12 protein-coding genes and 1 riboswitch are annotated in these 14,606 nt (G+C 63.9%); of the genes, 7 read left to right on the plus strand and 5 right to left on the minus strand.

Translation table 11 applies throughout. The annotated features are described in order from the left end of the window. Nucleotides 1–2 precede the first annotated feature (2 nt). The 5 genes from cyoB to QWY79_RS12040 all read left to right on the plus strand — a co-directional run bounded on the left by cyoB (nucleotide 3) and on the right by QWY79_RS12040 (nucleotide 4,572). The gene (gene cyoB / locus QWY79_RS12020) at nucleotides 3–1,985 is read left to right on the plus strand and encodes a cytochrome o ubiquinol oxidase subunit I (RefSeq protein ID WP_290273029.1); all 1,983 of its coding nucleotides are present in this window, start codon (nucleotides 3–5) and stop codon (nucleotides 1,983–1,985) included. 2 nt (nucleotides 1,986–1,987) lie between these two features. Further along, on the plus strand, nucleotides 1,988–2,602 hold the full coding sequence (cyoC, locus tag QWY79_RS12025) for a cytochrome o ubiquinol oxidase subunit III (protein ID WP_290273030.1): 615 nt from the start codon (nucleotides 1,988–1,990) through the stop codon (nucleotides 2,600–2,602). Nucleotide 2,603: 1 nt separating this feature from the next. Continuing rightward, nucleotides 2,604–2,933, plus strand: coding sequence for a cytochrome o ubiquinol oxidase subunit IV (cyoD, locus tag QWY79_RS12030; RefSeq protein WP_290273032.1), 330 nt, complete (start codon nucleotides 2,604–2,606; stop codon nucleotides 2,931–2,933). A 14-nt stretch (nucleotides 2,934–2,947) separates the two neighbouring features. Continuing rightward, on the plus strand, nucleotides 2,948–3,835 hold the full coding sequence (cyoE, locus tag QWY79_RS12035; RefSeq protein ID WP_290273033.1) for a heme o synthase: 888 nt from the start codon (nucleotides 2,948–2,950) through the stop codon (nucleotides 3,833–3,835). A gap of 128 nt (nucleotides 3,836–3,963) precedes the next feature. Next, on the plus strand, nucleotides 3,964–4,572 hold the full coding sequence (locus QWY79_RS12040; RefSeq protein ID WP_290273037.1) for a Yip1 family protein: 609 nt from the start codon (nucleotides 3,964–3,966) through the stop codon (nucleotides 4,570–4,572). Nucleotides 4,573–4,703: 131 nt separating this feature from the next. On the opposite strand, the gene QWY79_RS12045 is transcribed toward QWY79_RS12040, so the two are convergent. Next, on the minus strand, nucleotides 4,704–5,864 hold the full coding sequence (locus tag QWY79_RS12045; protein WP_290273039.1) for a pyridoxal-phosphate-dependent aminotransferase family protein: 1,161 nt from the start codon (nucleotides 5,862–5,864) through the stop codon (nucleotides 4,704–4,706). Nucleotides 5,865–6,149: 285 nt separating this feature from the next. Here QWY79_RS12045 and QWY79_RS12050 point away from each other — a divergent pair, with 285 nt between their 5' ends. Next, nucleotides 6,150–7,031 (plus strand): HAD-IIB family hydrolase, encoded by an 882-nt coding sequence (locus QWY79_RS12050; protein ID WP_290273041.1) that lies wholly within the window; start codon nucleotides 6,150–6,152, stop codon nucleotides 7,029–7,031. Continuing rightward, nucleotides 7,024–8,241: a glycosyltransferase family protein gene (locus QWY79_RS12055; RefSeq protein ID WP_290273042.1), complete on the plus strand. Its 1,218-nt coding sequence runs from the start codon at nucleotides 7,024–7,026 to the stop codon at nucleotides 8,239–8,241. The genes QWY79_RS12050 and QWY79_RS12055 overlap by 8 nt, the downstream gene beginning before the upstream one ends. Here the strand turns inward: QWY79_RS12055 and QWY79_RS12060 are convergent. The 4 genes from QWY79_RS12060 to QWY79_RS12075 all read right to left on the minus strand — a co-directional run bounded on the left by QWY79_RS12060 (nucleotide 8,232) and on the right by QWY79_RS12075 (nucleotide 14,505). Beyond that, entirely contained in the window at nucleotides 8,232–10,007 is a 1,776-nt protein-coding gene (locus QWY79_RS12060) for a sugar phosphorylase (protein WP_290273449.1), read from the minus strand. The genes QWY79_RS12055 and QWY79_RS12060 overlap by 10 nt on opposite strands. A gap of 128 nt (nucleotides 10,008–10,135) precedes the next feature. Beyond that, a complete protein-coding gene (tenA, locus tag QWY79_RS12065) occupies nucleotides 10,136–10,804 on the minus strand; it encodes a thiaminase II (protein WP_290273044.1) in 669 nt (222 codons plus the stop codon). A gap of 72 nt (nucleotides 10,805–10,876) precedes the next feature. Continuing rightward, nucleotides 10,877–11,020: riboswitch (TPP riboswitch) on the minus strand. Between the two features lie 40 nt (nucleotides 11,021–11,060). Then, nucleotides 11,061–12,950, minus strand: a complete 1,890-nt coding sequence (gene mdoH, locus QWY79_RS12070) for a glucans biosynthesis glucosyltransferase MdoH (protein WP_290273045.1) — start codon at nucleotides 12,948–12,950, stop codon at nucleotides 11,061–11,063. Nucleotides 12,951–12,960: 10 nt separating this feature from the next. Then, nucleotides 12,961–14,505, minus strand: coding sequence for an OpgD/OpgG family glucan biosynthesis protein (locus QWY79_RS12075; RefSeq protein WP_290273047.1), 1,545 nt, complete (start codon nucleotides 14,503–14,505; stop codon nucleotides 12,961–12,963). Nucleotides 14,506–14,606 lie beyond the last annotated feature (101 nt).

The raw sequence follows: 14,606 nt of genomic DNA on the forward strand, positions 1-14,606 counted from the left end.
TTATGTTCGGAAAACTCAGTCTTGAGGCGATACCGACACACGATCCGATCATCGTGTCGACCATGATCGCCATCGTCATCGGTGGGGCGGCGCTCTTTGCTGCCATCACCTATTTCCGCAAGTGGGGCTATCTGTGGCGGGAGTGGATCACCTCCGTCGACCACAAGAAGCTCGGCATCATGTACTTCCTCGTCGCACTGGTGATGCTGCTGCGCGGCTTTGCCGATGCCATCATGATGCGCAGCCAGCTGGCCATGGCCTCATCGGGGGCGGAAGGCTTCCTGCCGCCTTCCCACTATGATCAGATCTTTACCGCCCATGGCGTGATCATGATCTTCTTCGTCGCCATGCCCATGGTCATCGGCCTGATGAACCTGGTGGTACCGCTGCAAATCGGTGCCCGGGACGTGGCCTTCCCGTTCCTCAACAACCTCAGCTTCTGGTTGTTCGTGGGCGGCGTCATCCTGGTCAATGTGTCGCTTTTCCTGGGCGAGTTCGCCAAGACGGGGTGGCTGGCGTATGCGCCATTATCGGGGATAGAGTACAGTCCCGGCGTCGGGGTCGATTACTGGATATGGGCGTTGCAGGTATCGGGTATCGGCACGACGCTGACCGGCATCAACTTCTTCGTCACCATCCTGAAGATGCGCACCAAGGGCATGAAGCTCTTCCGCATGCCGATCTTCACCTGGACGTCGCTGTGCGCGAACATCCTGATCATCGCGTCCTTCCCGATCCTGACCGCGACCATCGCGCTGCTGACGCTCGACCGTTACTTGGGTTTCCACTTCTTCACCAATGATTTCGGCGGCAACATGATGATGTACGTCAACCTCATATGGGCCTGGGGCCATCCTGAGGTGTACATTCTCATCCTGCCGGCCTTCGGCGTCTTCTCCGAGGTCATCTCGACCTTTGCGCGCAAGCGGCTGTTCGGTTACGGCACCATGGTCTGGGCGACCGTGGCGATCACCTTCCTGTCGTTCATCGTCTGGCTGCACCACTTCTTCACCATGGGCGCGGGGGCCAACGTCAATGCCTTCTTCGGCATAGCGACGATGATCATCGCCATACCCACGGGCGTGAAGATATTCAACTGGCTGTTCACCATGTATCGCGGGCGTCTGGAATTCACCTCGCCGGTGCTGTGGACGCTGGGCTTCATCATCACCTTTACCCTGGGTGGCATGACCGGTGTGATGCTGGCACTGCCGGCCGCCAACTTCGTGCTGCACAACAGCCTGTTCGTCATTGCTCACTTCCACAATGTGATCATCGGCGGCGTGGTGTTCGGCATGCTGGCCGGCCTGACCTTCTGGTTCCCGAAGGCCTTCGGCTTCAAGCTGGACGAGAAGTGGGGCAAGCGCTCCTTCTGGTGCTGGATCATCGGCTTCTATCTGGCCTTCATGCCGCTCTATGTGCTGAGCTTCTTCGGCGCGGTGCGTCGCATGCAGTCCTACGAGAATGGTGACTGGCAGTCGTGGATGATTCTGGCCTGGGTCGGCGCCGTCGTCATCATGTGCGGTATTGCCTGCACCGTGATCCAGTTCGCCGTCAGCATTCGCGATCGCAAGAAGAACGCGGACGTGACCGGCGATCCATGGGATGGCCGGACGCTCGAGTGGTCCACGTCCTCGCCGGCGCCGTTCTATAACTTCGCCCATGAGCCCGAAGTCAGCGATATCGATGATTTCTGGGACAAGAAGCAGGCCAACGGTGGCACGCCGCCGCGTTCCAAGCCTCCCTATCAGGACATCCACATGCCCAAGGATACCTGGGAAGGGCCGGTCATCGGCTTGCTGGCGACCGTCTTCGGCTTTGCCCTGGTCTGGCACATCTGGTGGCTGGCCATCGTCGGCGGCATCGCAACCTTCGCGGTCTTCATGGCGCGCGTCTTCAGAGAGGACGTGGACTACTATGTCCCGGCGGCTGAAGTCGAGCGCATCGAGCGCGAGCACCAACAACGTGTGGAGATGCAGGCGTAATCATGGCTACCGATACCCTTAGCAACCACGAGGATCATGCCCACGAGCATGATCACCACGACACTGCAGGGACCAAGATCTTCGGCTTCTGGGTCTACCTGATGAGCGACCTGGTGATCTTCGGATCACTGTTCGCCACCTATGCCGTGCTCCTCGGGGGCACGGCCGGGGGCCCGTCCGGTGCGGATATCTTCGAGCTCGATCTGATCCTGATCAGTACCTTCCTGCTGCTGGTGAGTAGTTTCACCTACGGCATGGCGGTGCTGGCGATGAATGCCGACCAGGTCGACAAGGTCAAGAAGTGGCTCGCCATTACCTTCCTGCTGGGGGCGGGCTTCATCGGGATCGAGATCTACGAGTTCCAGCACCTGATCCATCTCGGCTATGGTCCGGACCGCAGTGCCTTCCTGTCGGCGTTCTTCACGCTGGTGGGCACCCACGGTCTGCACGTCTTCTTTGGTCTGATCTGGATCATCGTCATGCTGATCCAGCTGCAGCAGAAGGGCCTGACCGACATGACTCGCCCGCGGATCATGTGCCTGAGCCTGTTCTGGCACTTCCTGGACATCGTCTGGATCTGCGTTTTCTCCTTCGTCTACCTGATGGGAGTCCTTTGACATGAGTGGAAATGCCTCTCACGAAGAACACAGCCATGGTAGCGTCAAGTCCTATGTGACGGGGCTGATCCTGTCCCTGGTGCTGACCATCATTCCCTTCGGGATCGTGATGACCGATGCGCTGGCAACCAGCGCCACGGTACTGATCATCGTGGCAACGGCGGTGGCTCAGTTGCTCGTCCAGCTGGTGTTGTTCATGCACATGAACACCAAGGCGGACGAGGGCTGGAACTTCATGTCGTTCGTCTTCACCGTGTCGATCCTGGTTCTGGTGATCGGAGGTTCCGTATGGATCATGTACAACCTGCATCAGAACATGATGATCGGTTGACTCCGGCGGACAGGATGCACAAGGACTACCTCACCATCACCAAGCCGGGCATCATCGGCGGCAATGTGATCGCAGTACTGGGCGGCTTCTTCCTGGCCGCCCGGGGCGATGTCGATCCCTGGCTGTTGATGGCCACGGTGGCCGGTCTGGCCCTGGTCATCGCCTCGGGCTGCGCGTTCAACAACGTCATCGATCGCGACATCGATGCGATGATGCAACGCACGCAGTCCCGCCCCCTGGTGCAGGGCCGACTCACACCGGCGGCAACACTGCGCTTCGCGACCCTGCTCGGGGTCGCGGGCTTTGCCTTGCTCGGGTTCTTCACCAACTGGGTGACGGTAGGCCTGGCTGCCTTCGGTTTCGCGATTTATGTCGGCGTCTACAGCCTCTACATGAAGCGTCATTCCGAGTACGGCACCCTGGTGGGGAGTCTCTCCGGTGCCATGCCGCCCGTCGTGGGCTATTGCGCGGTGACCGGGCAGTTCGATACGGGGGCGCTGACGCTGCTCGTCATCTTCTGCCTGTGGCAGATGCCGCATTCCTATGCCATCGCGATCTTTCGTCTGCAGGACTATCAGGCGGCGCGGATTCCCGTGCTGCCGGTGGTGCGCGGCATCAGGACGGCCAAGCACTACATCCTCGGCTACATCCTGGCCTTCGTGCTGGCCTCGCTGGCATTGAGCGTGGCGGGGTATGCCGGCTACGGGTACTTCATTGTGGCTCTGCTGATGGGGCTCTACTGGCTGTATCTGGCCGTGCAGGGCTATCGGGCGGATGATGAAGCCCGCTGGGCCAAGCGTGTCTTTGCCTTCTCGATCATCACCATCACGGTGCTCAGCCTGATGATGTCGGTGGATGCCAGTCTGCCGCCCGCCACACCGCTGTGGACCGCCCTGACCTGACGCTGTCGTTCGCTCCAATGCGATGATCCGGGGGCATATTCCCCGGATTCCTGCCTATACTCATACTGACAGATGACGCAGTGGACCGACGGGCCGATCCTGGCCTGTCTCCGGCAGGAGGTAGCGCTATGTTGACACATGTATGGGGTCTGATGGCCCACCCGAACCGCGAGTGGAAACAGATCAAGGAAGAGCGTGAGACACTCACGCATCTCTATGAGCATCATGTCTTGCTGTTGGCGGCCGTTCCGGTCGTCTGCTCCTATATCGGCACGACACAGGTCGGCTGGAGCCTGGGGGGTGGCACCACCATACAACTGGGGTATATGGATGCCCTGGGGGCCGGGGTCGTGTTTTACCTGGTCATACTGGCGGCGGTCTATGCGGTCGGCAAGGTCATCCGATACATGGCCAAGCGATACGCGCATAACCCGCCCAAGCAGAGTCAATGCATCGTCTTTGCCGGCTATGTGGCCACGCCCATGTTTCTCAGCGGCATTGTGTCGATCTATCCGCTGATCTGGCTTTGTCTGCTCGCCGGCACCATCGGACTGTGTTACACCGCCTACCTGCTCTATCTGGGCATTCCGGCCTTCCTGAACATCAGTCGCGAGGAAGCCTTTGTCGTCTCCAGCACGACGCTGGCCTTCGGCGTGCTGATTCTCGAGGTACTGCTCGGCATGACGGTGCTGCTGTGGGGCTACGGCGAACGCATCATCCTGGCGCTGCTGGGCTGACTCTCCTGCCCCCGAGCCGGCGTCGAGACAAGCGCTGGCTCGGCTGTGACGACTCCGGACCAATAAGCGGAACGGGCAACCCTGGGTTGCCCGTTCGCGTTCGGCGTCATGCTCGGCTCAACGGGTCTTGATCATTCCGGGGGCGGAGTGCCTGCAGCATCCGGCGCCGGGGCGACTTGCGCCAGGGCACGCTGCAGAGGCTCCAGGGTGGCGTCGATGTCCGTCAGCTTGTCGATGCCGAACAGGCCGATACGCAGGCTTCTGAAGTGCTCGCCTTCACCGCACATCAGGGGAATGCCGGGGGTCACCTGAACTCCCAGTTCGGCGAGCCTGTCGACCAGCTCCGCATCAGGGGTGTAACGGGTCACCACCGTCGGTGCCCGATAGGCTTCGGCGGCCACTGACTTGAAACCGTGTTCGTCGAGCATCGCCTGTACGCGACGCCCCAGCTCGAACTGCTGATCACGCAGCTTGTCGACGCCATACGCTTCGATTTCCGCCATGCTATCGCGCAGCTGGCGCAGGCCGTCGGTGGGCAGGCTGGCATGATAGGCATGCTCGCCGGCCTCGAAGGTTTCCATGACCGTCAGCCACTGGCGCAGGTCGCAGGCAAAGCTGGTGCTGCGGGTTTCATCGATGATCTCGCGTGCCAGGCGCGACAGCATGACCATGCCGCAGCAGGGCGTACTGCTCCAGCCACCCTGAGGCGTACTGAGCAGGACATCGACGCCGATATCCAGCATGTCCACCCAGGCCGCGCCCGAAGCACTGCTGTCGAGAATGAACAGGCCGTTTTCTTCGTGAATGGCTTCGGCGATGCGCCGCATGTATTCATCGGGCAGAAGGATACCCGACGAGGCATCGACATGAGGGGCGAAGACGATATCCGGCTGCTGGTCGCGAATCGCCTCGATGACCTCTTCGATACGCGGCGGGGCAAAGGGGGATACGGGATCATCCTCGTCCTCGCGGGCCGCCCGGCGAACATTGCGGTCCGCCGGGATACGGCCCTGGTCGAGCATCTGGCTCCAGCGATAGCTGGAGTCCCCGGTGCGGATCACCAGGCAGCGCCGCTCGCTGGCGAACTGGCGTGCCACGGCTTCCATGCCGAAGGTCCCGCTGCCGGGCACGATGACCGCCGAATGCGCGCGATAGACGCGCTTCAGGGTGGCGGCGATGTCGCTCATCACCTGCTGAAAGTGCGGCGACATGGGGTTGAGAGCACGATCCGCGTTGACCACCGAGTATTCGAGCAGTCCATTCGGGTCGGCAGTGGATAACAAGCCGGCCATTATCTTCTCCGTCGTCGTGGGGAGCGTGTTGATGCCTTGAGGATATGCTCATTCACGTCGCTAGACCAGCCCCGCCCTCGGTCGCACTATCCTGTATGGGAGACCAGGAGCCCGATGGCGGAGGCGTGCACCTGGATGGTGCGCAGCGACGTACCGTGGAGCGCTGCCACGGCGCTTCATGGTGCAGGCACCGGCCAGCCCCGGGGATAAATGGGCGGCTGGTGTGAAGTTGGCACGCGGCCTGCAAGGGAAACCCCATATCCATGACACACGCCAGGTATTGCCATGTCGTCTACCGTCACCGCGCCCGATGCGCCGCGCTTGTTGTTCAGTGATCTGGATGGCTCGCTGCTGGATCACGATACCTATGCCTGGTCGCCGGCGGCTGCTTGGCTGACGCGTCTGGCGAGTCTCGGTGTGCCGGTGATTCCGGTGACCAGCAAGACGCGCAGCGAGCTGCTCGGCCTGAGGCGTGAACTCGGGCTCGAGGCATCGCCCTTCGTGGCCGAGAACGGGGCCGTGGTGGGCCTGCCCATGACCTGGCGACATGCTTCCCACTCAGCGGATGCCGATGGGCTGGTGGTGCATACCCTGGGTATCGATATCGGCTTCATCCGACAGCGTCTGGCGGTCTGGCGCGAGCGTCTGGGGGCGTATTTCACGCCGATGAGCGAGATGTCTCTGGAGCGCTTGATCGAGGTGACCGGCCTGACCGAGTCGCAGGCGCGCCTGGCCAGGATGCGCGAGGGCAGTGAGCCGCTGATCTGGGAGGATAGCGAAGAAAAGCTCGAGGCCTTCCATCAGGCGCTGAAGGGTGACGGGCTTCGCAGTGTACGGGGCGGCCGCTTCTGGCATGTGACCGGGGAGGCCGACAAGGGCGATGCCGTCATCTGGTTGATCGCGCGTTTTGCGGCGATGCGGGGCGTCCGGCCGCTGACGTTGGCGCTTGGGGATGGGCCCAATGACGTCCGCATGCTGGAAGCCGTCGACAGCGCGGTGGTGATCCCCGCGCGCCATGGCCTCGCGGTCAGGCCGAACCAGTCGGCCCTGTATGTCAGCCGGGCCGTGGGGCCTGTCGGCTGGGCCGAGGGCGTCACGCACTGGTGGGGCAACGAAGGCGTTGCTCCCCTGGAACCTGCCGCCCCGGGAGGGCGTTCCCATGAGTGATTTTCACCAGAACGGTATCATTACCGACTTCCATAACCTGACCCACCGTTCGGTCGATTCGCTGGAAGCCGACCTGGTGCAGTTTGCCCGGCAGCGGCCGATGAGCCTGATTCTGCCGTCCCTGTACAGTGAACTGGAAGGTCCGGCGCTGAACCACATTGTTCAGGAAATTGCCGCCGCGCCCTATCTGGAGGAGGTGGTCATCGGCCTGGATCGGGCCGATGAGGCGCAGTTTCGCCATGCCCGCGAGTTCTTCGCGCGACTTCCCCAGCGGCATCGCATCCTGTGGAATGATGGCCCCAAGCTGACGGCCCTGGATCGCGAGCTGGAGGCGCGCGGACTCTCTCCCCAGGAGCCCGGCAAGGGGCGCAATGTCTGGTACTGCGCCGGCTATGTACAGGCCTCGGCCCGCAGCCAGGTGGTGGCCCTGCATGACTGTGACATCCTGACCTATGATCGCGGCATGCTGGCCCGGCTGTTCTATCCGGTGGCGCATCCGCACTTCAACTATGAATTCTGCAAGGGCTATTACCCGCGTATCGCCGAGGGCAAGCTCAATGGTCGGGTGTCACGTCTGATGGTCACGCCCCTGCTGCGGGCGCTCAAGGTCATCGCCGGCCCCTTGCCGTACCTGGATTACCTGGACAGCTTCCGCTATCCCTTGTCGGGCGAGTTCGCCATGCGCAGTGACGTCCTCGACGGCATCCGCATCCCCGCCGACTGGGGCCTGGAGATCGGTGTGCTGTCCGAGGTGCAGCGCAATCACTCGACCAACCGTCTGTGTCAGGTGGATCTGGCCGATAGCTACGACCACAAGCATCAGCCGGTCTCGGAAGACGATGCCGCGGCCGGTCTCAATCGCATGAGCCTGGATATCGCCAAGGCGCTGTATCGCAAGCTGGCCACCCAGGGGGTGACCTTCAGCGCCGAGGACTTCCGTACCCTCAAGGCAACCTACTACCGTATGGCGCTGGATCTGATCGAGGCCTACGACCACGACGCCACCATGAACGGCCTGACCCTGGACCGTCATGCCGAGGAACAGGCCGTCGAGCTGTTCGCCCGCAACCTGCTCGACGCCGGCTCGGCCTTCCTCGACAACCCTGGGGAACGCCCCTTCATCGCCAGCTGGAACCGCGTGCGCGCCGCCATCCCGGATGTTCTCGAACGCCTGCACGACGCCGTCGAGGGGGATAATGCTTACGGCTGATTCACCAGCCACAGACTCCGGTAGGGGCCGAGTGTTGCTTCGTGGTTCCAGGGGGCCTGGGCGAGCAGGTCGTGCCACTGGCCGTGGGTCAGTTCCGGGAGTTCGAGTGGCTGGGGCCGGTCGGTGACGTTGTGCACGGCGATCAGGCGGCGGCCGTCAGCGGTCGGGCCGCGTTGCAGGGCGATCAGGCTGGGTGGCGTGTCCAGCACCCGCTGCGGTGCATCGGGATGGAAGCAGGGTTCTTGACGCCGCGCATCCAGCATCCGGGTCAGCGACTTGAAGACTTCCCGGGTCGGGGTGGCGGGCGTTTCGAGCAGCCATTCGAGCTCGTCTCGCTGCCAACGGCGGCGATTGATCGAGCGCAGGCGCCCGCTGCGTTCCACGCCTTCCAGGTCGTTGAGGGTCCCCGTCAGGACATGCAGGTAGATCGCCGGAATGCCGCGCAGGCCGAGCATCAGTTGCTGGCTGCACAGGAAGCGGGGCGTCTGCCAGGCATCCGGTCCGCGACGGTTGCCCTTCATGGCGTCGAACCAGGTGATGTTGAGCTCGTAGGGGGCATCCTCCCCGTCGTCGCGGGTGCGCATGCTGGCGTAGCCGCCGAAGCGGTGCATCAGTTCGACCAGGGCATCGATGTCGTGCTGTGGCAGCCAGCCTTCCAGGGGGCGAACGCCGATGCCGTCGTGGCTTGCCGTGAAATTCAGGAAGCTGCAGCCCGGGGGCAGTTCGGGCAGGCTGCGCAGCCAGGCTGCCAGGGTGCCGGCTTCGCCGCAGGTCAGGGTGTGCAGCAGCAGGGGCGGCAGGGGGAACTGATAGACCAGATGCGCCTCGTCAGGGGACGCGTCGCCCGCGTCGGGGGCCGCCAGTCGATCGAGGCCGAAGTAGCTGATGTTTTCCTCGTGGGGCACATTGGTCTCGGTCAGCAGCAGGGCATCGGGGGCGACATGGTCGATGATGGTGCGCAGCAGGCGCACCACCTCGTGGGTCTGGGGCAAATGTATGCAGGACGTACCCACCTGCTTCCAGAGATAGGCGATGGCATCCAGGCGTATCACTCTGGCGCCCTGGTCGAGATAGAACAGCAGGATGCCGATGAACTCCAGCAGCACATCCGGATTGGCGAAGTTCAGGTCGATCTGGTCTTCCGAGAAGGTCGCCCACAGGTGGCGCACCCCGCGCCGGGTCGGCACCTTGACCAGCAATGGCGAGCTGCGCGGCCGCACGACCGCCGAGAGGTCGGTATCCGGGTCCATCTCGATGAAGTAGTCGCGGCCCGGCTGGCTGCCGGTCAGGTAGTCGGTAAACCACAGCGACTCCCGCGAGACGTGGTTGAGTACCAGGTCGACCCCCAGATCGAAGCGCTGGCCCAGGCGTTGGATGTCATCCCAGTCACCGAGCTCGGCATTGACCTCGCGATAGTGAATGACCGAGAAGCCGTCATCGCTGCTCCAGGGGAAGAAGGGCAGGATATGCACGCCGCTCAGGGTGTCGCCCAGGTGGCGGTTCAGGAAGTCCTCGAGCACCTGCAGGGGCGGCATGTCATCGGCGACCAGGCTGTCGCCGTAGCTGATCAGCCACTGGTCACGCTGGCTCCACAGGGGCACAGGGGCTGTGTCCGGCGTCGATCTGGCCGGGGCCTGGTGAGTCAGCAGGGTTTCCAGGCGGCGCAGGACTTCATCGGCCCGCGGGCCATACAGCATCTCCAGATGCTGGTGGGTGCGGCGCCGAAATTGCGCCGCATCGATCGGTGTGGAATGTGATCTGGGCATCATGGCCGCCACTCTCGCGTCAGGAACCGGAACGTCTCATGCAGATAGCATGCCAGCCCACAGGGTGGATGGCATCCGGCACCCACCAACGCTGGTGTCCGAGAGTGGCGACCTAGACCACCGGGGCTTCAAGCGGTCTGGTCGAGGCCCATCTGCCAGAAGTCGATTTCCAGGCGGGTGGCGTCGCGGAAGATCTCCGCCAGTCGAGCGAAACGCGCCGGCGTCACCTCGGCCAGACGGGCGTCGAGCCAGGCGATCTCGTCGCGCATGGCGGCCTGGAAGTCATCACTCGCGTACATGGCGATCCAGGACTCGAAGGGGTTGGCGTCGCCCCGCAGGGTGCTCGGTCGCGCGTTCAACCAGTTGGCGATCTCGCCGTAACCCACCAGGCAGGGCGCCAGCGCCACGTGCAGGTCGAGCAGGTCGCCGCGGCTGCCGGTGTCCAGCACATAGCGCGTGTAGGCCAGGGTAGCGCGGGCTTCGGGCAGTCTGGCCAGGTCCTCCTCGCTGATGCCCCATTCGCGGCAGAATCCCACATGCAGATCGAGCTCGACGTCGAGGATGGTCTTGAGGCCCTCGAAGGCGTGGCGCAGCTCGGCCAGGTCGTGGCTCTTGTAGGCCGCCAGGGCATAGGCGCGCGAGAAGTGAATCAGGAACAGATAGTCCTGTTGCAGGTAGTGACGAAAGGCCTCGGGGGCCAGGTTGCCATCGCCCAGCGAACGCACGAAGTCGTGCTCGATGTAGGCGCGCCAGTCAGTCTGGCAGGCGTCGGTCAGGTCGTGAAATTGGTAACCCATCATGTCTCCGGTGTCGGGATCCGGCATGTGGGCGCAGCGAAACGAGCGGGCAGGACGACCGGTATAGCGGCACCGGGCGCTGCGCTTGATTCCCTACGCCGGTTCACGGGCGACCATGAGTCGCCGCCACCCGGATCAGGTTCCACGGGATCAACGCTGTGCCCCTGAGGGCGAGCGTCATCTCAGCCGGTGTAACCGGCACCCCGTCAAGCGAGAGCCTCTACTCTAACACCTCGTCGAGGCTTGAACAGGGGGGTCAGGGGCCAGTGGCGGACTCCTTCTTGTTACCCGGTGCCAGTGCCCAGTCGCCGGCAAAGGATTGCAACGGCATGGCGCGGCGGTATTCCGCGGGCGGCGGCGTGAGCTCGGCCGCGTCCTCCAACGGGGCCTGACCGGCCAGGTGGCTCAGCACGGCGGGGACCGAAGTCTCGCTGGGCACCAGCAGCAGGCCGCGTCGGCGCAGGCGTCGTCCGATGGTCAGGCTGCTGCTGAAGCGCACCAGGGGCGCGGCGAGCAGCAGGCCCAGCCAGACGGGCGTCAACCACCAGAAGAAGCCGGGGGTGTACCACCAGGTCACGCCTGCCCAGATGGCGCCCACCAGAGTGCCGGGCCAGGTGTAGCGAACGGCGTCCCGCCAGGGCAGGGCGCGCCCCTCGCGGGACTGGGCATTCCAGGCTACGGTACGGCCGCATAGCACCTCCACCACGAAACGGCTGTGAAAGACCATCATCAGGGGCGCGATCAGGATGGCGAACAGGGCTTCCAGGAGGGCGCTGGCGAGCAGTCGGGCGCGCCCGCCGAACGCTGCCGCCGACTGTCGCCAGACCAGGGCCACGCCCAGCACCTTGGGCATCAGCAGCATCGCCAGGGTGCCGCCCAGCAAGGGCATGATGAGGTTGGGCGGAGAGATCGGCCAGTCCGGAAACAGCTGGGCGTCGGAGGTGAAGAAGTTGGGATCGATCAGTGCATGCAGCAGCGCATCGGCGGTGCTGACGACGAGTATCGCCAGCCATACCAGGGAGGACAGGTAGGCCAGGGCACCGCACAGGAAATGCACCCGGCTGACCATGTGCAGGCCGCTGCCGCCCAGCAATCGCAGATGCTGCAGGTTGCCCTGGACCCAGCGGCGATCGCGCTTGGCGTAGTCGAGGATATGGCTCGGCATTTCCTCGAAGCTGCCGCCCAGGTCGGTGCGCATGCGCACTTCCCAGCCCGCGCGGCGCAGCAGGGCGGCCTCGACGAAGTCGTGGCTGAGGATATCGCCGCCCAGCGGAGGCCGGCCGGGCAATTCGGGCAGGCCGCAATGGGCAGTGAACGCCGCGACGCGCAGGATGGCGTTATGACCGAAGTAGTTGGCGGCATCGGATTGCCAGAAGCTCAGGCCGCTGGCCAGCATGGGCGAGTAGACGGCGGCGGCGAACTGGTTGGCGCGTCCGAACAGGCTGTCCTGGCGAACCGGGATGGGCACGGTCTGCAGCAGGCCGAGGTTCGGGTTGGCTTCCATCTGCGCGATCATCTGGTGGATGGTGTCGCCGCTCATCAGGCTGTCGGCATCGAGTACCAGCATGAAGTCGTAATGGGCGCCCCAGCGCTCGCAGAAGTCCCCGAGGTTGCCCGCCTTGCGTCCGGCATTGCTGTCGCGGTGGCGGTAATGCAGCCGGCAGTGGTCGGCCAGTCGCTGTTGCAGGGCCGCCATGACGGCGTGCTCGCGAGCGATGCTGTCGGCATCCGTGCTGTCGCTGAGCACGAAGGCCTCGATGCGTCGCGCGGCGGTCTGTGGCGGCAGGTCACGGCAGGTGGCCTCGAGGCCCGCCGCCACGCGTTCGACATCCTCGTTGTGGACCGGCATGACCAGGGCCGTGATCGAGTGGGCCGTGTCCGGCGGTCGGGGGTCGCAGGCCCGGGCCAGGCTGAGCGGGTCGCGGCGCATGATCGACAGCGCAAAACCGATCAGGCCACTCCAGAAGGCGACCGCAATCCAGCCGAAGGTCACCGTGAACAGCGCCATCACCGCCAGTTCGAGTGGCGTCAGGCCGCCGACATGGAGGATGCGGAACATGGTCCACAGGCCAAGGATCGTGGTTGCGGCCACCAGCAGCGCGAAAATCAGCCGCCGGGTGCGCCGGAAGGGGACAGGAGCCACCATGGCCCGGGACTCAGCGGCGCTCATCGGGATACCAGACATAATTCCAGGTTTCGGTCAGCGGCTGGCCGCGCAGTGTCAGTTTCAATCGCATGTCGGCCGGCGTGCCTTCCTCCGGGGCGAGCCGGAAGCTGGCGCGCCAGGTCTGGCCATCGGGCAATTGCTGTACCCACTGCTGAATGATGTCGCCATTCGAGGTGGTCAGCTGTGACTCGACCGGCTGGTCGGCCTCGAGTCCCTCCAGGGCGGGGCCCCGGAAATCGACGATGAAGAGCCGCTGGCTGGGCGGCGGCGGGTCGTCCTGTCCCGGTAGTGCCGCCCAGCCCTGACGGCTGCGAATGACGTGGCCGAGCTGCTGGTCGGGTAGCGTGGCGCCGAAGGTTTGCAGCCGATAATGATAGCTGCGCGCTTCGCCGGCTTCGAACGGCTCCTGCGGCACCCAGTAGGCGGTGATGTTGTCGTTGGCTTCACTGTCCGAGGGAATCTCGACCAGCTCGACCTGGCCCTCGCCCCAGTCACTCAGTGGCGTGACCCACTGACTGGGGCGTTTTTCGTAGCGTGCCTCGGCATCCAGGTAGCCCTCGAAGTGGCGCGGTCGCTGTACCAGCCCGAAGCCCTTGGGCGAGGTATCCTGAAAACTCGAGATATGCAGTTTTTCGGGGTTGCTCAAGGGTCGCCAGATGCGCTCGCTCTGGCCGGAGTGCAAGGCCAGACCGCTGGAGTCATGCACGCGCAGGCGGTAATCGTCGGCCGGATAGCCGCCCAGACCACCATGCATGAACATGCTGGTCAGTGGCGCCACGCCGAGCTTGTTGACATCCTCGCGGGCGAACAGCCTGGCGTGCGTGTCGACGATCGTCTGACGGCCGGGCTCGATGTCGAAGCGGTAGGCGCCGGTCACCGAGGGACTGTCGAGCAGGGCCATGACGGTCATCCGGGTGGCGTCCGGCTCGGGTTTTACCAGCCAGAATTCGCGAAAGGCAGGAAACTCCTCGCCCTGGGGTTCCGCGGTGTCGATGGCCAGGCCGCGCGTGGACAGCCCGTAGCCCTGGCCGCGGCCGATCATGCGGAAGTAGGACGCGCCCAGGAAGACCATGAACTCGTCGTGGTATTCGCCGCTGTTCAGTGGGTAGTGCAGCCGAAAGCCGGCATGGCCGAGGTCGTCGAAGTCCCGCTCGGCCAGGTGCTCGACCGCGTCGTCATAGCGAAAACGTGACGTATCGAAGGGCAAGGGCCGTGGCTCGCCGTCGGGTTCGACCAGATGAATGTCGACCGGTTGCTCATAGAGAAAACCGGGGTGAAACAACTGCACCTCGAACAGCCCCTGATCGCGCCAGATGGCGTGCTCCTGGCGGAAGCGTATCTGTCGATACTGATCGTAATCCAGCTCGGCCAGCGCTTCCGGGATCTCCGAGTCGGCGTCTTCATAGGGTTCGCTGGCCAGTGTCTCTGCCCGCTTGGCAATGCGGTCGAACAGCTCGTTGTGTGATGAGGCGGCGGCGTCCAGCGCCACCAGGCTTCCCAGCGCCATGGCCAGGATCTGACTGGGCAACTGCATGTTGCGCATCTCCATGGGGTCCCGCCGGCACTTCCCCGCGCAAGCCGGTCCAGGAGGTGGTGAGCATGCCGGAGCGTTGTTGTGGTGTCCCGGATGTCGTG

Origin of the sequence: Halomonas sabkhae (assembly GCF_030409265.1) — a bacterium.
Lineage (GTDB): Bacteria > Pseudomonadota > Gammaproteobacteria > Pseudomonadales > Halomonadaceae > Halomonas > Halomonas halmophila.

Bases quoted from the DNA above. Each gene is read 5' to 3' on its own strand.
- cyoB (WP_290273029.1), top strand. From the start codon at position 3: ATGTTCGGAAAACTCAGTCTTGAGGCGATACCGACACACGATCCGATC.
- cyoC (WP_290273030.1), top strand. From the start codon at position 1,988: ATGGCTACCGATACCCTTAGCAACCACGAGGATCATGCCCACGAGCAT.
- cyoD (WP_290273032.1), top strand. From the start codon at position 2,604: ATGAGTGGAAATGCCTCTCACGAAGAACACAGCCATGGTAGCGTCAAG.
- cyoE (WP_290273033.1), top strand. From the start codon at position 2,948: ATGCACAAGGACTACCTCACCATCACCAAGCCGGGCATCATCGGCGGC.
- QWY79_RS12040 (WP_290273037.1), top strand. From the start codon at position 3,964: ATGTTGACACATGTATGGGGTCTGATGGCCCACCCGAACCGCGAGTGG.
- QWY79_RS12045 (WP_290273039.1), bottom strand. From the start codon at position 5,864: ATGGCCGGCTTGTTATCCACTGCCGACCCGAATGGACTGCTCGAATAC.
- QWY79_RS12050 (WP_290273041.1), top strand. From the start codon at position 6,150: ATGTCGTCTACCGTCACCGCGCCCGATGCGCCGCGCTTGTTGTTCAGT.
- QWY79_RS12055 (WP_290273042.1), top strand. From the start codon at position 7,024: ATGAGTGATTTTCACCAGAACGGTATCATTACCGACTTCCATAACCTG.
- QWY79_RS12060 (WP_290273449.1), bottom strand. From the start codon at position 10,007: ATGCCCAGATCACATTCCACACCGATCGATGCGGCGCAATTTCGGCGC.
- tenA (WP_290273044.1), bottom strand. From the start codon at position 10,804: ATGGGTTACCAATTTCACGACCTGACCGACGCCTGCCAGACTGACTGG.
- mdoH (WP_290273045.1), bottom strand. From the start codon at position 12,950: ATGGTGGCTCCTGTCCCCTTCCGGCGCACCCGGCGGCTGATTTTCGCG.
- QWY79_RS12075 (WP_290273047.1), bottom strand. From the start codon at position 14,505: ATGCAGTTGCCCAGTCAGATCCTGGCCATGGCGCTGGGAAGCCTGGTG.